Here is a 25,415-nt window from a genome sequence, read left to right on the forward strand (position 1 = left end):
ATCTGACCCTTCAATGTAATGGGGGATATAGGTAACACCAAAAAACAGAACTCTTTGTTTAAAGTAACAATGTGTTGTTGACCGTGAATCACAAAAGTATTTTGTGAAGTTAGAAGTATGTCCTTTCAAGGAAAACAATCAAAAAAATCAAATATCAGTTATTGGAGTAGAGTCCTTCTGATAATGTTCAAAAAGTTCTTTACCCCATTCTAATACCGCTCTATCATTGCAGAGGATATATCTTGTATCATGTTCACCATTGCTTTTTAATATCCTCATCATAAAGTAATGGTCGTTACATGCCATGCCTAGAAAACCCATATCTTCAGGATATACTGAAAAATGAACTAGCTCACTTAGCATGATTTTTTCAAATTGCGAGGATTGCTCTGTTTCAAATTTGTCAATCACAGATTGAGGCACTATCATATGTACCTTTACATTGTTTGATATCAGATTTGATATAAATTGAAGAAACAAAGGATGATAAAATGTCACAATTCCATAATGTGATTTTGAAATAGGGGATGTTTCCAGAATTTCTTCATTGAGTTTATACATGTCTACATGATGAGGAGTTATAACCTTGCATTTTCTAAGTTTGTCTATGCATTGCAAAAGGTGAGGAGGAATAAAACTAAGATTGTGCGTTCCCCAGTAATCAATATCATTTTCAAAAAGATCAACAGTATCTAATAAAGGCATCATCTCGCCTATAATCAGATTACCGATAGTTGTCAATTCATAGGTGTCATTATAGTGAATCACAAGATAATGTTCCTCTAATATCTTCATTTGAGGGAGTAAAGCCTGTCTTGTTGTTTTCAGTGACTTGAGAAGAGCATCCATTTCTTGTGCACCATTCTGTAACAATAATAGCACATTCTTTCTCTTATCTGAAGCAAATACTACATCAAGTAATCGTTTTTTCACTTAAGCCACATCCCATTAGCAAATATTGCTCATGTTATGCATAAATACATATTAATTTTATTTAAGTAGGCTTGTTAATAACAATTATACTATATATATATTCAATAATTTTTAAACCATCAATTATCTTACTTCTATATTCTCTCTCACATCTCCAGCCTTTCCCTTACATGAGAGCTAAGAGTAAATGACTATCAGTTTCAGCATTTTTCTTCATGTAATGGAGAGCACCTTTTGAGAATCCCAAACTCATAGTTATATGAGCGCCAGTGGCTTATATCATAAATTACATAGTATAAATTGGTCATAAGGGAGTAAGCTGTAAAATGAAAAAGCGTTCAGGGCGGAACCATAACCGTTCAGTAACAAATTTCATTTGCGCGTTATTAGAATGAAGAAAATTTCAGGATGGAATAAAACTTAATTCCAAACATTCTTCATCAACGTATAGCTGAAATGAAGCGAAATTCAGGACGGGGTAAAACTCGATTCCGTAACAACCTTCAACACCTTGTGACCAACTCATTATCTGTTTTTATTGAGCTTTTTCTTGATACAAAATTAAAATACATTAGATTATCAACCTCTTCACCGCCGGAGTATTTAAATTTAGATCTCCATTCCCTCTTATCCTTTGCTTGATTCCCTGAAACCTGTTCCTAGAAACTCCGAGAGCTTCAGCTTCAGTTTGTGACATATTAATAATGCTATCCATAATCTTTTGTTTGTTGATGAATTCTTGAGCTTTTTAACGTCAAGAGCCTGTTCTTCTATATTATTGGATTCCTTGCCGATATAGATAACAGAATCAGCATAAACATGCCTCCTTTCCAGTATTCCAACATCCCCATCAAACTTAGGTTCGGGATGATTAGCATATTCTATTATCATCCCAACCAATTGCTCAAAGAAATGAGAAAGACAGCTTCAATAACTATTTATTAAAAATTATCTTAACTAATATTAGGGAGAACGGATAGGAATCAAATAGATTATAGAAATCTGTACTAATATTTCTATAATTTACACATTGGACCTTCTGGAAGGTATTTTATGAATGATTTGATAAAATCAAAACATCCGAGGGACATATTTAATGAATTAAAATGGAAAGAAGATACGAGTATAAACGAATGCAGCATAGAGTATATCCACAGGGGTGTGCCTGGAAATACAAAAACGGTTTCCGGAGAGAATATAGTAGATATTGGACACTCATTCCTTACGCTTTATCCGGATACTATGATACCATATCACAGGATACTTAAAATTAAGTACAGAGGGAAAAATATCTACGTAAAGACTGCAACAGGACACGTTTGATCTGTGAGTACTTCCTTTTTTCCATTTCCCTAAGAACTCCTGTACTATCAAAATCAATAAATTACATTTATGGAGGGCAAAGTTATTTATTTCAATGCCGGTTTTTATTCCCTAGTCTGAACACCCTGCAGACATGTTACTATTATAGTTAGTATATGCAGAGAATACAAGTGGATGGATAGGAGTGCCATAAGGCACAGGTACTAAATCCGACAGAAAGTCGGTTTTAAACTTATACGAATATCATAATCAAGGATACATTTGAATAGGTGACATTATGACATGTGATGATTTTAAAGACCCATTCAGGGCCAAACAGACCATCAATATTGCTGATAAAAAGGTAACCATTTATCGCTTACAAAAACTGGAAGAGCTTGGAATAGCCAACATTTCCAGGTTACCTTACTCCATTAGAGTCTTGCTGGAAGCTGTATTAAGGAATGTAGATGGAAAGGTAATTACCGAAGATGATGTAAAGAATCTTGCTGGCTGGAGTCCTGATGGGGTTCCTGCACTGGATATACCTTTCATTCCATCAAGAGTTATAATGCAGGACTTCACAGGTGTCCCTGCAGTAGTTGACATTGCTGCCATAAGGTCTGCCATGCAGAGACTTGGCGGTGACCCTTCAATAATCAACCCCGTGATACCTGCTGACCTCGTAATTGATCACTCCATACAGGTAGATTACTACGGTACATCTTATGCCCGCAACTGCAATGAGAAATATGAGTTCCATCGCAACAAGGAAAGATATGAATTACTGCACTGGGCACAGAATGCTTTTGATAATATGAGAGTAGTGCCTCCTGCAAGTGGTATTATTCACCAGGTCAACCTTGAGAACCTGGCATCTGTTGTCCACCTTAAAGAGAAATGCGGAGAACTGATCGCTTATCCAGATACACTCGTAGGTACTGATTCCCACACAACAATGATTAACGGACTTGGTGTCCTTGGTTGGGGTGTTGGCGGTATAGAAGCTGAAGCTGTTATGCTTGGCCAGCCATACTACATGCCAATTCCGGAAGTAGTAGGCTTTAAGCTTACAGGCGAGCTCCGGGAAGGAGTCACATCCACAGACCTTGTACTTACTGTCGTGGAAATGCTCAGAGCACACGGTGTTGTCGGCAAGTTCGTGGAATTCTACGGACCCGGTTACAAGGCACTGGAACTGACCGACAGGGCAGTACTTGCTAACATGGCCCCTGAATACGGCGCTACAATGGGATTCTGCCCGGTAGACGAAGTCACTCTTGACTACATGATAATGACAGGCAGAACCGAGGAACATGTTGACAGAGTAAGACAATACTGCAAAGAACAGGGCCTCTTCATGGAAGATGGACTGGCAGATCCGGACTTCACATCAACACTGGAACTTGACATCAGCACAGTAGAACCATCCCTTGCAGGACCTAAGAGACCACAGGACCGCATACCTGTACAGGAAATGTCAAAAGCATTCCACCAGACAATGAAAGATGTCTTTGCCGCAAAGAGTGGTAAAAAGCCAAACGGAGATGACCCTGATTACAGCCGCTGGCTTGGAGAAGGCGGATACAGTGTCTCTGAGATCACACATCCTCATCACACCGGTATTACAAAGATAAAATGTGCAGACGATGTAGTTGCAGTTACACACGGTTCTGTTGTCATTGCATCCATAACATCCTGTACTAACACATCCAGCCCGTCACTTATGATAGGTGCCGGACTGGTTGCAAAGAAAGCTGTTGAAAAGGGACTTAAGGTAAAACCTTTCGTAAAGACAAGTCTTGCACCTGGTTCCCGTGTAGTTACTGATTACCTTGAAGAAGCAGGTCTCATGCCATATCTCGATGCACTCGGCTTCCACCTTGTAGGCTATGGTTGCCTGACATGCATAGGAAACAGCGGACCACTCAGAGAAGCAGTTTCAAACGAAATCGAGAGCAAAGACCTTACGGTTGCTGCAGTTCTCAGTGGTAACAGGAACTTTGAAGGCAGGATCAATTCACAGGTAAAGGCCAACTATCTGGCTTCACCGATGCTTGTGGTGGCTTATGCACTTGCAGGTACAGTTGACATTGATCTTATGAAAGAGCCGATAGCCTGTGATCCTAACGGTCAGCCAGTTTATCTGAAGGATATCTGGCCAGGTAAGGAAGAACTCGATGAATGCATCAGCAAATCCGTAACCCCTGAGATGTTCAAGGAACAGTATGCTAACGTCTATCAGGGAACAGACCTCTGGAGGAGCCTCGATGCACCTAAGGGTTTGCTTTACGACTGGGATAATGATTCCACATACATACAGGAACCACCTTTCTTCAAGGACTTCCCGCTTGAAGTGACCGAATTGGCGGATATCGAAGGAGCACGTGCTCTTGCCCTGGTAGGAGACAGTATAACCACTGACCACATATCCCCTGCAGGCTCAATTCCAACGAGCTATCCTGCCGGCCAGTACCTGCTCTCAAAGGGTGTCGATGAAAAGAATTTCAATTCATATGGCTCCAGGCGTGGTAACCATGAGGTCATGATGAGAGGAACATTCGGAAACGTGCGCCTTAAGAACAAACTCGTCGGAAGCAAGGAAGGCTCATGGACCATACACCAGCCAGATGGACAGGAAATGCCGATCTATGATGCTGCAATGAAATACGTGGAAGAAGGAACTCCACTTGTGGTTATTGCAGGAAAGGAATATGGTACCGGAAGCTCACGTGACTGGGCTGCAAAGGGTACTCAACTGCTTGGCATTAAAGCAGTTATTGCTGAATCATATGAGAGAATACACCGCAGTAACCTTGTTGGTATGGGAGTACTTCCACTGCAGTTCAGGGAAGGAGAATCCGCAGAGAGCCTTGGACTTAACGGGAAGGAAATCTACGAGATCAGAGGTATCGATGCACTCAAACCATTCGGTGAACTCACAGTTATCGCAAGATCAGATGATGGAGAAGATAAGACCTTTAATGTCCTTGTCCGCCTGAACTCTGATATTGAAATAGAGTATTACATGAACGGTGGTATCCTCCATAAATTCCTGAGGGACGGAATAAAGGGTGAATGATTGGTTCATTCCCCTTTTTAATTTAATATAAAGCTTCACTATTTTTCTAGTTAATTATATATTATGACTATGAAATTCGAGCAAACTTTATATATCGACAATTAAAAGTTAATATTGACATATTTTATCAAAACGTACACTTAATCCATCGGGGGATTTTTAATGGAAGAGATGAAGAAAGGCCTTGAAGGCGTAGTAGCTTTGGATACCAAAATTTCCTTTATTGATGGTATCCAGGGAATCCTGATGTATAGGGGGATCAAAATAGAGGATCTTGCTGATCTCTCTTATGATGCGGTTTCCTATCTCCTCATCAATGGAAATATTCCCAATGAAACTGAGTTGTTAGAATACTCTCAGGAAATCAAAAAGAACCGTCAAATAAATGGTAAACAAATAGAAGTGCTCAATGAATTCGATTTTGGAATTGAGGCTCTTGACGGTTTAAGAACCGCTATTTCATGTACAGCTCACTTTGATCTTGAAAACAACCATCATTCACCTGATGCGAATAAGAACAAATCCATCAGGCTTGTTGCAAAATTCCCAACTATTGTTGCAGCTTTGCATCGGGCAAGTTTTGGTCAGGAACCATTAGAACCGAATGATGAACTATCCCATGGTGCCAACTTCCTTTACATGCTTACCGGCAAGATCCCAACAGAACTTGAAGCTGAAGCAATGGAAAAGGACCTTATACTGAGTGCTGAGCATGAATTGAATCCATCAACATTCTCTTTGAGAATTGCAGCATCAACCCTGTCAGACCTGTACTCGGCTGTTATATGTGGTCTTTGCACCCTAAAAGGACCTTTACACGGTGGTGCCAGAAAAGGTGTAATGGATATGCTGGATGAGGTTGGAACTATAGAGAACGTCCAGAGTTACGTTCTTGACAAACTCGAAAAGAAAGAGAAGATCATGGGATTCGGGCATCGTGTCTATAAGACGTATGACCCCAGAGCTAGAATATACAAAGATGTCGCAAAAAGGTTATCCATAGAAAAACAAGACAGCAGCTGGTTTGATATGGCTGAGGAAATTGAGCGCATTCTTTACCACGAATTCGTAGAAATAAGAGGAAAGTCGCTCTATCCGAATGTGGATTTCTATTCTGCAGTGGTATACAAGTATCTGGATATTCCCGCTGAACTTGCAACTTCCATATTCGCAATCGGAAGGGTTTCAGGATGGATAGCCCATTGTATGGAACAATATGCCGATAACCGGGTAATCAGACCAAGGGCACATTTTGTGTGAGCCCTTATCTATTCTTTTTCACATTCCTTTTTCAGGTTATTGTTCATACTTTCAAAACCCTGTCTGGTCCTTTCACCTATCAGGGACAGTATAAGCGGTGCAAGTATACCCCGGAACCTTTCACACTGTATGAATCTCGTCCTGCTATTTTCAAGTTCCTCGATTCTGAATACATGTTCACCGTCAAAGATACCTTTTACCCATAAATTGCCTATCCACCTGTATTCGTGCACAGGCTCTACTTTTGTGATAACCGGATTGAAATTTACACCTTTCATGCCCGGTGGCTGCATATAAACATCGAGCCTTGATCCGGGTTCAAGTTCACCTTTTATTCTGGTGATGAACGGGTTCCATTTGTCAAAACTTTCAAAATCTGTAAGGAGGTCCCAGACCTCATTAATAGGAGCTTCAATTATGATATCAGTACAAATCTTATGCATTGTGAGGTAAACCTCCGGTAAAAAGGAAGTTGAAAGAAAAAAATGATTTATTGTTCACACTAATTCCCTGCTTTTCTGTGAAACCGATTTAGCGCTCATTAAATATATAATTTTAGATGATATTAAAATAGAAAACATAAAGAACAAAATCACCTGCTGATTGAGAAAGTATATTTAGAGAATTTAGTTGTAAGCATTTATATCGTCGCCTATCCCTGTCTAAGGTTTACATGGATTAAAAGTTTTACTGTTTTAGACGGTATCAACAAAACTATCCATACAAGCAGAAACATTACCTCATGTGAGTGTTTTTATACAGCAAAATTCATATAATGTATAGTTATCGTTTACAATACAGGTAATAATCATGGGTAACAAAAGAACATATGGCGTGCCGGCACTATTATCATTTTTCATACCGGGACTGGGACAGATAATTAAAGGAGAGTTATTCAAGGCAATAGGCATATGGGTAGTTCTGGCTATTTGCTTTATATTGCAATTCATTCTCATAGGTTACCTATTGGGAGCCATTGTCTGGGTCTGGCAGATCTATGATGCATATAACAATTGATTAAAAGAGAAGGAAATATTACCCTCTTTTTTCTTCAATGAAAAAACAAACCTAAAATATCTCCCGGATACCTGTAACCTTCTCGCCCTTTGCACCCTGCACGGTTACATCAAAATCCTTGAATTTTGGAACACCCTTGCCACCTGTTTCATCAGGCACAAGAGCATTGGACCACGGGCCATTCACCATATAGGCGATCCCGGAGTGTTCTTCCTCGTATCCTGATTTCTGTGCTTTGACAACAACTTTTCCAAAGCCATTCTTCACGATTACAGTGTCATCTTCTTTAATGGAAAGTCTGGATATATCCTTTGAATCAAGTTTGACAACCGCTGAAAGCTTTTCATACTCTTCACCAAAACGTGAGGATTCCTGGGCAGTGTTCTGGAACACGTCCCTATAGGTAACTATCTTCAGTTTAATTTCCGGTGCAGCAAGGAATTGTCCAAATCCCATCAGATCGCCTCCGTAATTCTTGTCAGTATTTCCTCATCAGAAAGATTATCAGTTTCAATGATCTTTTTCAATTCGATTTCCACACCGTCCATACGTACAGCAGTGCCACCGGCTTCAACTCCGCCAAGTGCACATGGTATTGTTACTGTTGACCTTGTTGCTGTCAGGTTCTGGCATGGATCAATGGTTATAAGCGGAATCTCTGTAAGATAGCGTGCAACAGATAGTGGCAGACTTGATAAAGGGTCCGAGCCAATGATGAGTGCTGCGTCCACAGACTTGTTTTTAAGAGCTTCGACCACTGAATACTCAGCTCCGTGGTCGGTATTGCCGGTTTCACCGTTGAACTTCAGACGGTTGACAGACCCAGTTTCTGCAAAGAGGTTCTGGTTAAAACCCCTCATATTGTACTGACCAACCATGGGTATAAGATGGAAATTGGAAACTTCATTTAGCTTTTCCATCAATTTGAACAGGGGCTCAAGTTCTTCAAGGGAATAAACAAGTCCAAGCCCGACACAGATAACACCGAACTTTGCCTTCTTCATTACATTTGCAAGTTCCAGTATCCTTTTCTTGTCGAAATCAAAGGATGTTTTAGGAACTTTACTTGACAGACCACTTACAAGAGCATCCATGAACTCTGCATCCGCGCTCATTGGTATCTGGTAGAATCGGGTATCTCTGCATATCTCGGCAGTCGATGATCTCCTTATATCGATGGTTATTGCAGTCCTGTCCTCTTCCCATCCCCTCTGGCGCTCCTTGCCACGGGGGAAATATGAATATCTCGAAAGATGGCGAGGGTGAGAGTTGGAAGGATCAGCTCCCCAGAAAATGATAACATCAGCCTTGTGCCTGACATCATCCAGAGTGCATGTCTTGAGCTTTTCCTGAAGAATCGCTTCTATTATAGGCCCCTGACAGAATGAGGAAGTATCATCAATGTACGCACCGGTCTTCTTTGCGAGTCCGATGGATACTTTTTGTGCTTCTGAACTTGAATTACCATGACCGAATATCAGCGGGTTCTTCGCATTCTTGAGTATGGAAGCAGCTTTTGCAATAGCAGAATCAATATCAGCCTTCTCTCCATCCACTGTGCATTCCAGAGGATTACTGCAACCTTTCATGCGTGCAACACCTTTAAGGCATGCAGCATGCACTTTGCTCAGTTTACCATCTTCTGTTTCAACCTCTATATCATCACAGAGAAGAGCACAGCCTGTACAAACATAATATTCACTGCTCAAATCATCACCACATTAAAAAATAAGGATTCAGTTCGTTCAAACGAACTCTATTGCCTTTGTAGGACATGTATCTATACATGCAACACAAAGAATCCTGTTATCTCCGAAACGACGGCATTCCTGCACGTTCCTTGCCCTTACAACACCATCTTCTACCTTGAAGATGACCTTGTCAGAAGTTGGAGCTTTTCCACTGCCTGCACCCAACGGATCATTTGCTACGTTCACAGGGCATGCAACTACACAATTACCACAGCCGATGCACTTCTCGTTATGAACTATCAGACCGGTTTCAGTGACATCCTTCACGGAACCGAACATCTCCAATAACTTCTCGTAATTGGCTTTGTATTTTGCTTCATTCATAAGTGGAGGACAATCATCCACCTTTACCTTACGTCCAGGAAGATCAACAGCAAATGCCATACATGTGGCTTTCCCACATTCCTTACAATTCGTTTTTGGGAGTAACTGGTATATTTCCATCACATTTGCCATTATTATCACCTTCGAAGTGAGTATCCAGTATTAATTTACTGAAATGATCGTTTTTCCTTCGGATGCCTTCAAACTTTGAAGAACAAAGAACAGTGGCAATTGCCATCTTCATCGATCTCATGCTCGTGATAGACACATGGACAGATTATCTTGCGGTCCTGTTCTTCATCACCGCTTATTATTCTGCATGGACAGTACTGTTTTCCATGTTCATGCTTGTTCCTTGAAAGGCCCTCAATGACCATATGAAGCATTTCTTCATCCGGATTCAGAATGAAACCTCTCTTCTTTGCATATTTTGAAGCCCATTCATGTGTTTTTTCCATTATAGGTGCAAGGTCGGTCATAGATAATCTCCGATATAGTGATTTAAAAGTATGAAAGGTATATTCTGGATATCATTATTTATCTATTTCCCACAGACAACGGTCTAGCTATCAAAACAAAGGGGCAAAAAAGTAGAATGCCGGATACAGTCCGGCTTACATCATTTTAGTCTGCTCGGTCTGGCGTGGAACCTTCACTACCAGAAAACGGAAAAGACTGTCACTTTCATTCATCAGCCTGTGGGGTATCTTTGCAGGACTTTCAATAAGCATATCCCTGGTGACAGTTTGCTGCTCATCACCGATCTCTACGATTCCCTCACCCTCAAGGACGTAAAAGAACACATCAACAGGTGTTGAATGTTTCTTCAGTGCATCACCCGGTTTTAGTTGCATGTGCATTACCTGGGCATGCTCTGTATCATAGAGCTTGTGAACGGTCACTCCATGTGGATTGTCCTTCTTCTCTGCATCTTTGTAATTTGTTATTATCATTTATTCACTTCCTTAAATAAAATGAAATAAAGGTAGTTATTTAAGTAATGTATTTTCCTGTAAAAAGATTAGAGAAGGACCTTGAGGTCCTCTTCTACTGTGGAATTTGGCCTGATATTGAAGTTCTCGACCAGGACATTGAGAACATTTGGTGAAACAAATGCTGGCAGTGTAGGACCGAGCATGATGTTCTTGACACCGAGACTCAGCAGTGCAAGCAGGACAAGGACTGCCTTTTGCTCGTACCATGCTATATTGTAAGATACCGGCAGGTCGTTGATATCATCAAGTCCGAATGCCTTTGCAAGAGCCTGTGCTATGACAACCAGTGAATAGGAGTCATTACACTGACCTGCATCGATTACTCTTGGGATTCCACCGATGTCACCGAGATCAAGTTTGTTGTAACGGTACTTTGCACATCCTGCTGTAAGGATAACAGTATCCTTTGGAAGAGCTTCTGCAAAGTCGGTGTAGTAGCCTCTTTCCTTGTGTCTTCCGTCACATCCTGCCATGACAACGAACTTCTTGATCTGTCCTGCTTTTACAGCATCGATTATCTTGTCAGCAACAGAGAGTGCGGATACATGTGCAAAACCACCCATGATGGTTCCTTCTTCAAGCTGCTCAGGTGATTTGCATGTCTTTGCCTGCTCGATTATAGAAGAGAAGTCCTTGCCGCCATCCTCACCAGCATTGATGTGAGTAACACCGTCAAAGCCGACTATTCCTGTTGTATATATCCTGTTTATGTAGGATTCCGATGGGGGAACTATACAGTTTGTGGTCATGAATATAGGACCATTGAACTTTTCGAATTCCTCTTTCTGCCTCCACCATGAACCTCCATAATTTCCAACAAAGTTATCATATTTCTTGAATGCAGGGTAAGAGTTTGCAGGCAGCATCTCACCATGGGTATAAACATCGACACCTGTGCCCTGTGTCTGCTCAAGAAGCTGTGCAAGGTCACGAAGGTCATGTCCACTGATAAGTATTCCAGGATTGTCCCTGACACCTATGTTAACTGCGGTCGGCTCAGGATTTCCATAAGTTGTAGTATTTGCTTTATCGAGCAGTGCAAGGGTAGTGACACCCATTGAACCACATTCCAGTACCATTGGAACCAGTTCATCTACACCCATATCATCATCCATTGTTGCCAGAAGTGCCCTCTCGATAAATGCCATGACCCCATCATCCTTGTAACCAAGGACATTTGCGTGATGAGCATAGGCTGCCATGCCTTTGAGACCGTAGATGAGCAATTCCCTGAGAGAGCGGATATCCTCGTTCTCTGTTGCAAGTATTCCTGTATTTATATTGACGAGACTTTCAGGTGTGACCTTTGCCATTATTGGCAGTTCCTCGCCTGCATTGGGACTTGCACCAAGGAGTTTCTCCTTGATCCATCTTGGGAAGGATGAGCCGGACTTCTCTGTGATGACCTTTGCATCCATGAGTTTCTTTTTGATGCCGTCCTTTATCTCAAACCCTTCGTTGATAAGTTTTTCAAAGTCAGCCTTGCTGAAATTGGTATTTGTAACAGTGGCAAAAAGTCCGTCAAGAATGAACTGGTCGGTCTTTGCATCATTGAGATTATTTGCCCTTGCCTTTGAATTATAGAATGCAATGCTTTTCAGGACATAGATAAGATCATCCTGAAGGTCTGCAACTTCACCTTTCTTTCCACATACACCATTTTTCGTACAGCCGGTAGCGTTCAAAGTTTCTTCACATTGATAACAGAACATTTTATTCACCATGCTTCCTATTGTTGATATCTTTAAGATACTGCTATATAAGAGATACTTAGATATAAGGAGGGCAGTTTCCAGGTGGATACCGTGCCGGAAAAATAAAACCAGCATTCAAAATGACCGGATTATCATTCTGCATTCATGATCTATTTCTAGAAGTACAGATGTCGCTGTCCCTTCCCATAACTTTACCCAATTTTATTTAGCAACCCAGACATTATAAATCTATCTTATAAGATAGACCGGTCTTGCAATAGGTATCTGATTCAGAAAAAAGAAAAAGTGGACAAAATAAAGATACAAAATATGCATTACACATTCTTAAGTTCTTCAACCAACAGGTCATACTGCTTTTCAAGCTCAGGCAAAATTATATCCATTTTATCAACCTGATTCTTGTTGCCAGCAACTTCCATCTGTGAGGCAACAGCACTTAAAGCCACACCTCCAATGTTTGCAGAAGCACCTTTTATTTTGTGTGCATATGCATTTACGTTTTCAAATTCTCTTTTCCCTATATCATCCTTTAGAGCAATTACATGTTTGGGCATATCTTCAAGGAAAATAGCTATCAATCTTCGGGAAAGGTCCTCATCGTTCATTACCCTTTCAAGAAGTGCAGGCCTGTCAAATACAAGAAGATCAGTTGGGTCTTTCGTCCCCTCTGCAGACATACCACTCCACATGATTTCGTGTTCCAGCATACTCTGCCATTTCTCCAGCAATTGCATCAGGGACTGCAATGAAACCGGTTTTGCGATATAATCATTCATACCGGCTTCCAGGCAACGTTCTTTGTCCCCTTTCATCGCGTATGCGGTCATTGCAACGATAGGAATTTCATGATCAAGGACTGCGGATTGTGAATCCCGTACAAGACGGGTGGCCTCAAGTCCATCCATGTCAGGCATCTGTACATCCATAAGCACCAGATCATAGGGCAACATTTCCAGCGCTTTTATTGCTTCTATACCATTTGCAACAGTATCCACATGATAGCCCAATTTTTGTATCATACCCTGAGCTACCTTTTGGTTTACTATATTGTCTTCAGCCAGCAATAACCTCAAGTTCTTATGGTTCTGAGAAGAACTGGAAGGAGTGTTAACACGAGTATTGACCTTGCTCTTCTGCTTTTCCATATTCAATATTCCGGATAGAACATCCAGCAATTCCTGATGCCTTACAGGCTTGGTTAAATATGCTGCAAAATGTCTCTCCCCCATATTCTGGAGATTGGAACGTTGCCCTAAAGAACTCAGCATCACCAGAGGGACAGATTTTAGCTTTGCATCGGATTTAATGAACCTTGCCACAGATTCTCCATCCATTCCGGGCATATGCATATCGAGGATAACCACATGGTATTGCTCACCGTCTTCATGTGCACGATATAGGGCTTGCAGTGCAGTAGGACCATCAACGGCCTCATCTACTTTTGCACCCCATGAACTTATACGCTTGTTGAGAATCTCGCGGTTCGTGGCGTTATCATCAACAACCAGAACATAAGAATCCATGATTTCTGCAGAATAGACTTTCTTACGGCGGCCTTCCGGCTGCTTTACAAGGCTTATTCTAAACCAGAATTCTGAGCCTTTGCCCTTCTCACTTTCCACACCGATATCACCGCCCATCATCTCAACCAGTTGTTTGGAGATAGCCAGTCCAAGTCCTGTTCCACCATATTGCCGTGTGGTCGATGCATCCACCTGATAGAATTTGTCAAATAGATCATGTATTTTATTTTCAGGAATTCCAACACCAGTATCCCGAACTGAGAAACGCAATAATGCTTCTGTATCAGTCTCTGATTCCAGAGTCACCTGCACGACTACCTCACCCTCATGGGTAAACTTGACCGCGTTTCCGGCAAGGTTGGTCAGTACCTGCTGTAAACGTCCTGGATCTCCCTGAACACATGCAGGCACACCGGGTGCAGGCGCACAGATGAATTCCAGATCTTTCTCATGGGCCTTTATTGAAATCATGGAACCAAAATCATCCAGCATATTATGGAGATCAAAGTCCACCATTTCCAGTTCAAGTTTGCCAGCTTCTATCTTGGAGAAGTCCAGGATATCATTGATAAGTTGAAGTAGTGATTCACCGCTCAGTCTCACGGTTTCAGCATAATGCCTTTGTTCATCACTGAGCTCAGTATCAAGAAGCAGTCCCGTCATACCGATAACACCATTCATAGGTGTGCGTATCTCATGGGACATATTTGCCAGGAACTCGCTTTTTGCCCTTGTGGCTTCCTGAGCTTTTTCCTTTTCAATGAAAAGGGTGTTTTCCAGCTCCTTCCGCTCTGTAATATCACGAGATACTCCTAAAATCCCAATAAATTCACTCTGTTTATTGTACATTCCACCAATTGTGGCCTCAGTCCATACTGCAGACCCATCTTTGCAAGGTTGTTCAAGTTCGAACCTCTGTGGGGGAAAGTCTGCCCCTGCCTGAACAATCTCTGCAACTAATTTTAGTCCTTCAGAATAGTGCTGTAAAGAAGCAGGAGTCAGGAATTCTTCTGGCTTTTGTTTTATCACTTCTTCAGGCGTATAACCACGTAGTTTTTGAACAGAGGGACTTAAGTATGTAAACCTGCCATCGATATCCATTGTCCAGATCACATCTGTTGAATTGTCTGCCAACAACCTGTGTCTTTCCTCGCTTTCTTTTAATTTTTGTTCTATAAGTTTGCGGTCAGTAATATCACGCATAATTCCCACTGAGTGCCAGCCATCGGGAAGTTCGATAACAGAAAGTGACAGTTCAACTGATATTTCCCGTCCATCCTTACAAAGAGCCTCTAATTCCAGAGTTTTGCCCACAGCATTGCCCTGACCTGTTTTGAGGAATCGTGTGAGGGCTTCCTGCTGAGATGCATGATAGCGTTGCGGTGCCAGTAGTAAATGCAGGTTTTGCCCAATAGCTTCCTCTACAGAATATCCGAAAATTCTTTCAGCAGCCGGATTCCAGAAGGATATATCACCTTGCGGATCCATCATCTGGATTGCATCCTGTGCTGACTCAGCAATCGCTCTTATTCGAGCTTCTTCTGCTAACAGAGCCTGTTCCGAACGTTTGCTTTCAGTGATGTCTGTCAAAATGAGAGTGAGACCGGTAACATTCCCTTCGTCATCATTAAGGGGACTGTACATATTCGCATACCATCGTCGGTCAATTGCTGAATCTCCGTATTCCTCTATAAGAGTGAATGATTCACCTGCAAGTGCACGGTCAAAATTCTCTTTTGCTTTTTCCCTGTCTTCAGCACTTTTAATGTAGTCGAGCATGCTAACGCCAATTTCAATATTGACACCCCATATATGCCCCATTGTCAACCGATGATTTGTATTGAAAGAAAGGTACCTATATTCCCTGTCAAGTGCAAATATGACAACATCTTTTGGACTTTCAATAACACCCTGTAAGATATGGTATGCTTTTCTATATCTCTGCTCTGCCTGTTTTAACGTTTCTTCAGCGCTCTTTCTATCGGTAATGTCTCTGCAGACGCAGAAAACCAGTTTCTGACCAGCAAGGCTAGCTCCGTTCGAGCTTACTTCAACATCGATTAGAGTTCCATCTTTACGACGGTGTAGTGTCTCAAATGTGCGACCAGATTCACCAGTGTTCTTTATCACTTCAATTAGTTCTTCGGGTGTCCATTTGTCGTCCCAATCCCATACGTGTAACTGGAGCATCTCATCCATGGAATAGCCCAGTGTATCCGCATATTTTTGATTAGCTTCGACAACCTCACCTTTGCCATTGACAACTACTATGCCATCATTGGACTGCTCTACAAGAATACGTCTTCTTGTAGTTTCTTCTGCAATCTTTTCTTCAGCTTTCTTACTCCTACTTATATCTGAGAGAATGCCCTCAATACGCACAGGAATATTCTCAGTATCGTATTTGATCTCAGAACTTTCACGAACCCAACAAATGCTTCCGTCAGGTTTTAATATACGATACTCTGCTGAAATCTCGCCTTCCAGTTCCCTTTGTTTTGTAGCATCCTGAACAATGTTGATATCCTCAGGATGAACTAATTGATACAACACCTTATTTTCCTTTACAAACTTCTGAGGGTCAATACCTAGAATGAGTTCAGATGATGGACTAATATAAAGTAGTTCAAGATCAGGAAAGGTTGCAGACCAGACAACCATATCTACTGACTTCAAAATAAGATTAAGATACTCTTTTTCACTGCATGTACTTCCTTCAATACCGTTTTCGATCATATGATCACCCTATTAGTTCACCTTGAATCAAGATATTCTTTGAATAAACAAATTAACAATACACATACTGACGATGTAAAACACATAAACATAGATAACTAAATGTTACACATATAGGAGATACCTAAATATATATAAATATACTGATTTAACTAAATTGAGTAGATAGATACGGTATTTATGTTTACTAAAACTAAAATAACCAGAAATTAAAAGTGCAGTAATATAGAAATAATATGTGCTCAAGAAATAGAACACACAAACACTTTGTAAGGCAATCGGAGCAAAACTGACAGAAACAAGCTGTAAAAGAAATTGAGAATTATTGCACTCTTTCAAAGAAAGGCAAAGTGTCCGGATGATAATCTTCCCTGATGTAATAGTTTTTAAACTTGCCACTGGTTTCCACTTCAAGACAATCCATATCCTCCAATGTCCTTATATGCGAGCGAACAGTCCCTTTACTGATCCCTAACCTTTCTGAAAGCTCCATGTTTGTTATACCGGGATTCTCAAATATAAGCCTGCAAACTTTTTTACACATGACTCCCTGTAAATGCGGCTCTATAGTCTGCCCATGACTCTTGTTCCATAGGTCACTCTCATTCCTGAACATGCTTACATAGTTCCCATTCCTGAACAAGAGGATCTTACCTGCATCTTTCAAAGCATTAACATGATAACGGACTGTCCCCCGTTTAAGATCAAGATCCTTTTCGATCATATTAACAGTGCTGCCCGGATTATTCTCAATGAAATTCAGAATCTTCAGACGATTCTCATTCTTCGGGTCTTTCTTTGCCCATGCAGTAAGTAATGCTACGATCTTCCAGCCGAGTGCAAGGATAATGGCGACTATGGTTATTATCTGGAAGTAGAGTGGGAGGTCCCAGAAAGAATCGGTCATTTTTGCACCATCCGCATAGTTATTAACAGAAATATTATTACCGTCATAAGGTTCAATTGAAGGATTACCATAACAAGGCATTACAAAAATGAAAAAAATAATAAAAAATGTGACAGGTATTTTTTTCATACCCATCATACGAACTTTAGATAGAATAATCTTCTGTTCCACTAACAGAATAACCATAAACCCTGTATCTCCAAGTTCCTCGTTCTATCCCGTCATTATCAATTACATTCAAATGAATCCTACCGTTAATTGATCCATCTGCTGAATCATAAAAATAGCCAAGACAATTGTAACTTGGATCATATATATAGAGTTTGAGTGAATCGCTGGTATCTCCCCAGTTAAGGTCTACCTCTATGCTAGTATAATATGAACTTATCACAAAAGAATGCCAGTTTGTTTCTCCCTGAGTAATTATATCAGAAACAGTCCTTACTCCAATACTTCCGTCGTCTGATTTTGCAGGGACGATCTTGTATCCTAAGTCGGATGCAGAGATCAATGTGAATTCGTTGTCTGTTTCAGATGTACTTGCACTTGCAACTGAAATGCACAGCAAGAATATTATAAATCCGATTGCTATTGTTTTCATGTTTGTACTCCTACTAGCTTTTACTAGTTATTGAGGAAGATGAAAAAACCTTGTATATAACTTTTCTAGCCATTTATCAAACTAAAAAAAAGTAGATATATGGAGGAATTTTGTTGCAGAGTATAGAGTATTAGTGCATTGGTTTGAAGGAGAAGGACATGAAACATGCCCTCCTGTTCCCTCAGTTTCCGTGCAAGTTTGTGCTGGTTGGGTACAAACAATTCATTGTACACAGAATTATAATAAAACCATTATGGCCATTGGTCAAACTGTTCTTAAAATGATGATACATTTTATTCATGATGATATTTCAAAATACATATTTGAATTTTTAACTCAATAAATATGAGAACAGTTGCTGGAAATTTATAAATAAAAGTCCAATTAAATGGTTTTTCACAGAACATCCAAAACTATATCTTCCACAAAGTCATCATTTCCTGCTGTAAGGAGCCAACAATATGCGAATCGGAGTATACATCTGTCACTGCGGACTTAATATCGCACATACCATAAACGTCAACTCACTTAGGGACAAGGTCAGCAAGCTGGGTGGTGTTGCAGTGGTAAAGGACATACAGTTCATGTGTTCTGATTCGGGACAGGATTCAATTGTCCAGGATATAACGGACCTTGATCTTAATCACATACTTGTAGCAGCATGTTCTCCCCATCTGCACGAGCAGACATTCAAGAGAGTGCTTGAAAAGGCGGGTCTCAATCCTTTCATGCTGGAAATGGTCAACATCCGTGAGCAATGCTCATGGGTTCACATGGAAGACCCGCAGATGGCAACCCAGAAAGCATTCGACCTCATCAGGATGGGTATAGCCAGGCTCAAACTGCTGGACCCGTTGCAGCTAAAGAAAATACCTGTGACAAAGGATGTACTAATTATCGGCGGCGGTGTTGCCGGAATAGAGGCTGCACTTACTCTTGCAAACTCAGGTTATCAGGTTCATATGGTTGAAAAAGAGCCTACAATTGGTGGAAAAATGGCACTGCTCAACGAAGTGTTTCCCACCAACGACTGCTCTATTTGCGTGCTCGCCCCCAAGATGACAGATGTTCACCAGCACCCGAATATCGACCTTATCACACTTGCAGAGGTTACTGAGGTCACAGGCCCAGTAGGTAATTTCAATGTTACAGTTACCAAAAAACCCAGATATGTCATAGAAGACAAATGCAAGGGCTGTGTGGACGAATGCGGTCGTGTATGCCCGGTGGAAATACCCAACAGATTCGACTGCGGGCTTGGAAAGACAAAAGCCATCAACATGCCGATACCACAGGCAGTACCGCAGGTGGTCTATATAGACAACGAATTCTGTGTGGGCTGCGGACTATGTAAACAGGCATGCCCGGCTGATGCAGTGGACTATCATCAGAAAGAGGAAACTCTTGAATTTACCGTTGGAGCCATAATACTGGCAACCGGATACAGTCATTTTGATGCTTCCCGCAAGCAGGAGTATGGTTATGGCATCTACCCTGATGTAATTACCAATATGGAACTCGAGCGCCTGCTTAACGCAGCCGGTCCGACACGGGGCAAAGTACTTTCCCCGGCAACAATGGAAGTACCGAAAAAAGTTTCCTTCATCCAGTGCGTTGGTTCAAGGGACGAAAAGGTCGGCAACCCTTACTGTTCCAGAGTATGCTGCATGTCCAGCATGAAGAATGCACAGTTGCTCAAGGAGCGCTATCCTGACATTGACATTACAATTCATTACATCGATGTACGTGCATCCGGTGAGATGTACGAGGAATACTACATCCGCAGCCAGGAAATGGGCATCAATTTCATCCGTGGGAAAGTAGGAGAGATTCTACAGGACGGACAGGGTAAACTGAACCTGCGTTATGAAGACACTCTCAATGGTGAGATATACGAAGAACCATCTGACCTCGTTGTCCTTGCAACCGGCATGGAAAACGTAAGGGATGCAGACAGGATATCAAGAGTGCTGAACCTCACCAGACGTACAGACCGTTTCTTCTCTATAGCCCATCCCAAGATGCGTCCGGTCGATTCCCATGTGAAAGGCATATACATAGCAGGCTGTGCATCAGGCCCCAAGGAAATCCAGGTATCGATAGCACAGGGCAGTGCTACTGCCGCCAAAGCCATGCAGCTTCTGTCAAAAGGAGAACTGGAGATGGACCCACTCAGCGCCCATGTGAATCCGGATAAGTGTATCGGCTGCGGTATATGTGTGGATGTCTGCAAATTCAACAAGATCAATATAAGAGACCGCAAGGCAGTGGTCGATGAACTCTCGTGCATGGGCTGTGGTGCATGCAGTGCATCCTGTCCGGCTGATGCCATATGGATGCGTAACAGTACCGATGAACAGATAGTTGCCCAGATACACGCTGCCACCGAAATCAAATCAGAATTCCCTCTTATCGTAGCTTTTCTTTGTAACTGGTGTAGCTACACATGTGCTGACCTTGCAGGCACATCAAGGATACAATACCCCACAAACATCCGTGTCATCCGTGTCATGTGTGCCGGACGTGTAGACCCTTCCTTTGTGCTTGAAGCTCTTGACAGCGGCGCAGATGGTGTTCTTGTTGCAGGATGCAGGCTTGGGGAATGCCACTATATCTTTGCCAATTACAACGCAAAACACAGGATGGAAGCCCTGAAGGAAGTGCTTGCAGATGTCGGTATAGACCCCGGAAGACTCAATGTTGAATGGATATCGGCTTCCGAGGGAGAGAGATTCGCCAATTCTATTGAAGACTTTGTTGAATATCTGGAAAAGATAGGTCCTATAGGTACTGAACTCAAGGAGGCAGAACAGTGACAGAAGAATGCAGGGAAGGTTCACTCTGTGTCGATAAGGACATGGATATAGACGGTTCCCATTTCACCTATCGCCAGATAAGCAATCAATCTATTAAATTCCTTGATTACAATTACAAGAGATGCGTAGGTTGTGGTATCTGTGTTGGCCTTTGTCCCGCAAAGGCTCTGGAACTTGGCCCTATGCAGGAGATCTCCACAGGACTCGATGCTCCACCTGTAATGATGGACCTTGAGAAATGCACATTCTGCTCCATGTGCGCCAACTTCTGCCCGGTGCATGCCTTTAAGATGACAGAAGAAGGTGATTTCCCGGAGAAGGATGAGTTCCCAGTATATGACTCCTATGTCACTATGAACGAGAAATGCCTTCCATGCGCACTTTGTAAGGCCGCATGCCCGGAGGATGCCATAGAAGTGGAATTCACTTTCAGGAAAAAAGAGGAGATAGCGCCTTTCAAGGAAGATGTCGAGGGCGAGATAGAGATAGATACCGATAAGTGTAATTTCTGCGGGTTGTGTGCAGAGTTCTGTGATGCCTTCCTGCTTGTGGAAAAAGAAGCAACACCTACAGATCCCATACCATTTGACCTGTTGCTGGTGGACGAGGACAAATGTGATTACTGCGTGCTCTGCCAGGACCTATGTCCTGAGGATGCCATAAAGGTAAAAGGCGAGAAAAGAGGCGAGGCTCCTGAGATAGAAGGTATCGTTACAGTGGATGATGAGAAATGTACCCGGTGTACCTGGTGCCAGGTGGTTTGTCCCTATGATGCAGTTGATATCAAAAAGCAGTTTGAGGGTGAGCTTACCCTTATAGATGTTAACGTCGATAAATGTGATCCGCAAGGATGTCATGGGTGTTTCAACGTTTGCCCCTCACATCTCTGGTACGTACCTGAGGATGGGACAAAGATTGCAATAAAGGCTGATTACTGTACCTACTGTGGTGCCTGTGTCAATGCATGTCCCAAGGATGTAATGAAAGTTACCCGTACAAAGGTGCATCATACGGACATACCAGATTCTCCCTGGGCCAGCCAGTGGAGAGATGCAGTGGATTCCATGGTCACTGAAAAGAGGAACTACCCGGATGTTTCCAGAACTCTTGAAGTGGAAAAAGAAGCGCACAAAGAGCATGTTGAGGTAGAATTTCCGCAGATTGACGGTTCACTCCTTAGACTTGCAAAGGAACGTATCGAAAAAACAAAACCACTGCTTGACAATATCAAAATAAGGAAGATGCTTGAGAACGATCTTTCTGGTACCATGAAGGAAGAGTTCCATAAAAGAATACAGAAGCAAAGCGAACAATAACTATATACATGCTTGTGCGTTTTGTTGTGTAAATATCCTATAACAATTAATTGCAATTATTCATTTATATCGGTGAGATTTTCCATGAGTGATAAATTCAACTATGCTGAACTTGGCCTGAAATGCGGGCTTGAAATTCACCAGCAACTTGACTCAAAACATAAGTTGTTCTGCAAATGTCCTACAAAAATAAGGAACATCGAGGAGTACAACCACGAATTCTTCCGCTATCTTCGCCCTACGGCAAGTGAGATGGGAGAAACAGACAGGGCCGCACTGGAACAGTCCAAGCTCAGGCGCAAGTATGTTTACAAGGCATACGACAGCACATGTCTAGTGGAGAATGATGATGAGCCACCTACAGAGGTAAACAGGGAAGCTCTTGAAATAGCGCTCAGCATCATAAAGCTCATGAACATGGTGCCTGTGGATCAGGTACATATGATGCGTAAGATAGTGGTTGACGGCTCCAATACATCAGGTTTCCAGAGAACTGCTTTCCTTGCAAAGGACGGTTATCTTGACACATCCGTCGGTCCTGTTGGTGTCGGTGTGCTCTGCCTTGAAGAAGAAGCATGCCAGAAGATAGAGGATAAAGGAGATTCTATAATATACTCTCTTGACCGTCTGGGTATCCCACTGGTTGAGATCGGAACTGACCCTGACATCATTTCCCCGGCACACGCTAAGGAAACCGCACAGCAGATAGGTATGCTGCTGCGTTCCACAGGAAAAGTGAAGCGTGGGCTTGGAACCATACGCCAGGATGTCAACATATCCATTGCAAAGGGTGCCCGTGTTGAACTTAAAGGTGTTCAGGCTCTTGATATGATAGAGACCATGGTTGAGCTTGAGGTAGAGCGCCAGGTCAATCTCCTTGCAATAAGGGATGAGCTGCTTGAACGCGGTGCATCAGTATGTGATACTATTTTTGATGTAACTGAATTGTTCAAGGAAACTCAGTCCAAGGTTATCAAGAAGACAATCAAGAAAGGCAAGGTCTATGCCATCCTGCTTCGTGGATTTAGTGGATTTGTCGGCAGAGAGGTACAACCGGGAAGACGTCTTGGTACCGAATTCTCAGACCGTGCAAAGACATCAGGTGTTGGAGGTATATTCCACACAGACGAACTTCCGAACTATGGTATTACCGAAGGAGAGGTTCAGGCACTGCGTATGGAAGTTGGTGCCGGTGAGAATGATGCTGTTATCATGGTTGCAGACCGCGAGGAGCGTGCCAGAGGCGCTATGATAAGCGTGATAATACGTGCAAAGGAAGCACTTGAAGGCGTTCCTGAGGAAACACGCAGGGCACTTCCGGATGGAAACAACTCTTACCTGAGACCTCTGCCCGGCGCTGCAAGAATGTATCCTGAAACAGATGTTCCGCAGGTGAACATTTCTCCTGAATACTTCAATGCTATCGAAAAACCCGAACTACTCACAGAAAGGGCAAAACGCTTTGAATCAGAGTTCGGACTTCACATGGAACTTGCCGGAAAGATAGCATATTCAACATACCTCCCTCTTTTTGAAGAGATAATGCAGCTACTTGGTGCTAATCAGACCGTTAACGCAACACTTGTAGTAAGGACACTTACCGGAACACTGCCGGAACTGAAACGTGACGGTGTGGAAATTGACAGGTTAGAGGACGGCCACTTCATAGATATTTTCAATTTCATCGCAGAAGGCGGAGTTTCAAAGGAAGCCATTGATGACCTGTTGCGTGCCATAGCCGATGAACCTGCACTGTGCGCAAAGGATGCTGCTTCAAAAATGGGACTTGGAAGCCTTGATATATCCGAGGTTGAAAGAATAGTTGAAGCAATCATCGAGGAACGCCAGGATTTCGTAAAGGAGAAGGGAATGGCAGCTGTGGGTCCTGTCATGGGAATTGTAATGAAAGAAGTAAGAGGAAAGGTTGATGGAAAGGTTTTAAGTGAGATGCTTAAACAAAAGATTAATAAATATATAAATATATAATATATTATTTATGTGGTTGCCTTTTAAAATTCAATTTAGAGGATCTTTAAGCAGGGCTTTTATCCTGCTTACTTTTTTGATTTTATTAATATCATATTCATCTGCTGCTGTGAACATAGATAGCGATGAAAAGCTCACCAACATTACAAATGCCAATCATCCATCATGGAGTCCCGATGGGAAAAAGATCGTCTATGCTGCCAACCAGGCAATATGGATCATGAACAGTGATGGTTCCGGACAAAAGAAGCTATATGACGGGATGGCCTGGGAAGGGGAACCTGAATTTAATGATGATGGTACAATGATCTATTTTGCTGCTGAAAGCAAAAAAGCATATTCTGCACGTTATATTAGTATCCATGTTATGAATACTGATGGTAGCAACGGCCAGAAACTCACCGAGACTGCTGATTCCAGGGCACCATCAGTAAGTCCTGACGGTACAAGAGTGGCATATGCCTCACGTGTTTCAGGGAATTACGATATATGGACCATGGCAACTGACGGAACAGATCAGGTCCGACTGACGGATGCTACTGGCGATGAGAGTTCGCCCTCATGGAGTAATGACGGGAACACGATAGTCTATTCTTCAGCAGGCGACATATTCACTATCGGCATTAATGCTGTAAAACCAGTTGAACTCACACATGACACATATAACAATGTTGAACCAGCCTATAGTCCTGATGGAAACATGATAGCCTATGCTTCTGATATCGGCGGGGATTATGACCTCTGGATAATGGATTCAGAGGGTAATTCCGAAATTAAAATAACCAGTGATCGTTCATCAGAGAGAGCACCAGCATGGAGTCCTGATGGCAGGAAGATTGCTTATGTGTCTAACAGGGACGGGGAATACAATATATGGGTCATGACCCTTGGAAACGAGGTGATCGAATTTGAGGTCCCTGAAAAAGCGATAGAAATAGAAGAGAATTCAATAAGCAACACCCATATTGTAAAATTGCGTGAGTATGCAATCAGTAAGCCCAGAGAGTTCATAGGTATAGTACTTTTGGTATCATTTGTATTTGTTGTAACTATTGTGGGATCTTTTTTGCGTAAGATCTCATAATATTCCTGTTTTTGCTTTACTTTCTACAAAAAATAAACAAATCCATCGCAATGCTTATAGCCTATTC

The 25,415-nt window shown here is 42.1% G+C and carries 20 protein-coding genes; 8 read left to right on the forward strand and 12 right to left on the reverse strand.

The features are described from left to right. Positions 1–147: 147 nt before the first annotated feature. Positions 148–849, reverse strand: a complete 702-nt coding sequence (locus tag RE476_RS05040) for a helix-turn-helix transcriptional regulator (RefSeq protein ID WP_309309314.1) — start codon at positions 847–849, stop codon at positions 148–150. Between the two features lie 711 nt (positions 850–1,560). Further along, positions 1,561–1,824 (reverse strand): hypothetical protein, encoded by a 264-nt coding sequence (locus tag RE476_RS05045; RefSeq protein WP_309309315.1) that lies wholly within the window; start codon positions 1,822–1,824, stop codon positions 1,561–1,563. Positions 1,825–1,986: 162 nt separating this feature from the next. On the opposite strand from RE476_RS05045, the gene RE476_RS05050 reads away from it, so the two are divergent. From RE476_RS05050 to RE476_RS05060, 3 genes are all read left to right on the forward strand, one after another. After that, on the forward strand, positions 1,987–2,256 hold the full coding sequence (locus RE476_RS05050; protein WP_309309316.1) for a DUF504 domain-containing protein: 270 nt from the start codon (positions 1,987–1,989) through the stop codon (positions 2,254–2,256). 277 nt (positions 2,257–2,533) lie between these two features. Further along, a complete protein-coding gene (gene acnA / locus RE476_RS05055; RefSeq protein WP_309309317.1) occupies positions 2,534–5,317 on the forward strand; it encodes an aconitate hydratase AcnA in 2,784 nt (927 codons plus the stop codon). Between the two features lie 162 nt (positions 5,318–5,479). Next, positions 5,480–6,577, forward strand: coding sequence for a citrate/2-methylcitrate synthase (locus tag RE476_RS05060; RefSeq protein ID WP_309309318.1), 1,098 nt, complete (start codon positions 5,480–5,482; stop codon positions 6,575–6,577). A gap of 8 nt (positions 6,578–6,585) precedes the next feature. On the opposite strand, the gene RE476_RS05065 is transcribed toward RE476_RS05060, so the two are convergent. Further along, the gene (locus tag RE476_RS05065; RefSeq protein ID WP_309309319.1) at positions 6,586–7,020 is read right to left on the reverse strand and encodes an SRPBCC domain-containing protein; all 435 of its coding nucleotides are present in this window, start codon (positions 7,018–7,020) and stop codon (positions 6,586–6,588) included. A gap of 367 nt (positions 7,021–7,387) precedes the next feature. Between RE476_RS05065 and RE476_RS05070 the strand changes: the two genes are divergently transcribed. After that, positions 7,388–7,594 (forward strand): hypothetical protein, encoded by a 207-nt coding sequence (locus tag RE476_RS05070; protein WP_309309320.1) that lies wholly within the window; start codon positions 7,388–7,390, stop codon positions 7,592–7,594. 51 nt (positions 7,595–7,645) lie between these two features. Here RE476_RS05070 and RE476_RS05075 read toward each other — a convergent pair whose 3' ends face one another. From RE476_RS05075 to RE476_RS05115, 9 genes are all read right to left on the reverse strand, one after another. Then, positions 7,646–8,050 carry a molybdopterin dinucleotide binding domain-containing protein gene (locus RE476_RS05075; RefSeq protein WP_309309321.1) on the reverse strand — a complete coding sequence of 135 codons (405 nt, stop codon included), beginning with the start codon at positions 8,048–8,050 and terminating at the stop codon, positions 7,646–7,648. Beyond that, positions 8,050–9,303, reverse strand: coding sequence for a formylmethanofuran dehydrogenase subunit B (locus RE476_RS05080; RefSeq protein WP_309309322.1), 1,254 nt, complete (start codon positions 9,301–9,303; stop codon positions 8,050–8,052). Before RE476_RS05080 ends, RE476_RS05075 begins: the two co-directional genes overlap by 1 nt. A 36-nt stretch (positions 9,304–9,339) precedes the next feature. Next, the gene (locus tag RE476_RS05085) at positions 9,340–9,801 is read right to left on the reverse strand and encodes a (Fe-S)-binding protein (protein ID WP_309309323.1); all 462 of its coding nucleotides are present in this window, start codon (positions 9,799–9,801) and stop codon (positions 9,340–9,342) included. 68 nt (positions 9,802–9,869) lie between these two features. Next, entirely contained in the window at positions 9,870–10,148 is a 279-nt protein-coding gene (locus RE476_RS05090; RefSeq protein WP_309309324.1) for a ferredoxin-thioredoxin reductase catalytic domain-containing protein, read from the reverse strand. Positions 10,149–10,283: 135 nt separating this feature from the next. Continuing rightward, entirely contained in the window at positions 10,284–10,622 is a 339-nt protein-coding gene (locus RE476_RS05095; protein WP_309309325.1) for a cupin domain-containing protein, read from the reverse strand. 68 nt (positions 10,623–10,690) lie between these two features. Beyond that, positions 10,691–12,376, reverse strand: coding sequence for a hydroxylamine reductase (hcp, locus tag RE476_RS05100; RefSeq protein ID WP_309309326.1), 1,686 nt, complete (start codon positions 12,374–12,376; stop codon positions 10,691–10,693). Positions 12,377–12,693: 317 nt separating this feature from the next. Beyond that, complete coding sequence (locus tag RE476_RS05105) at positions 12,694–16,638, reverse strand: PAS domain S-box protein (protein WP_309309327.1); 3,945 nt, start codon at positions 16,636–16,638, stop codon at positions 12,694–12,696. Between the two features lie 322 nt (positions 16,639–16,960). Beyond that, positions 16,961–17,626 (reverse strand): winged helix-turn-helix transcriptional regulator, encoded by a 666-nt coding sequence (locus tag RE476_RS05110; protein WP_309309328.1) that lies wholly within the window; start codon positions 17,624–17,626, stop codon positions 16,961–16,963. Positions 17,627–17,690: 64 nt separating this feature from the next. Beyond that, complete coding sequence (locus RE476_RS05115) at positions 17,691–18,146, reverse strand: peptidase domain-containing protein (protein WP_309309329.1); 456 nt, start codon at positions 18,144–18,146, stop codon at positions 17,691–17,693. Between the two features lie 461 nt (positions 18,147–18,607). Here RE476_RS05115 and hdrA2 point away from each other — a divergent pair, with 461 nt between their 5' ends. From hdrA2 to RE476_RS05135, 4 genes are all read left to right on the forward strand, one after another. Beyond that, positions 18,608–20,962 carry a CoB-CoM heterodisulfide reductase HdrA2 gene (hdrA2, locus tag RE476_RS05120; RefSeq protein ID WP_309309330.1) on the forward strand — a complete coding sequence of 785 codons (2,355 nt, stop codon included), beginning with the start codon at positions 18,608–18,610 and terminating at the stop codon, positions 20,960–20,962. 41 nt (positions 20,963–21,003) lie between these two features. Further along, positions 21,004–22,278 (forward strand): 4Fe-4S binding protein, encoded by a 1,275-nt coding sequence (locus RE476_RS05125; protein ID WP_406600988.1) that lies wholly within the window; start codon positions 21,004–21,006, stop codon positions 22,276–22,278. 84 nt (positions 22,279–22,362) lie between these two features. Further along, entirely contained in the window at positions 22,363–24,264 is a 1,902-nt protein-coding gene (gene gatE, locus RE476_RS05130; RefSeq protein WP_309309332.1) for a Glu-tRNA(Gln) amidotransferase subunit GatE, read from the forward strand. Between the two features lie 76 nt (positions 24,265–24,340). Further along, on the forward strand, positions 24,341–25,348 hold the full coding sequence (locus tag RE476_RS05135) for a TolB family protein (RefSeq protein ID WP_309309333.1): 1,008 nt from the start codon (positions 24,341–24,343) through the stop codon (positions 25,346–25,348). The last annotated feature ends 67 nt before the right edge of the window (positions 25,349–25,415 follow it).

The organism is Methanolobus mangrovi (genome assembly GCF_031312535.1).
In the GTDB taxonomy this organism is placed as follows: Archaea; Halobacteriota; Methanosarcinia; order Methanosarcinales; family Methanosarcinaceae; genus Methanolobus; species Methanolobus mangrovi.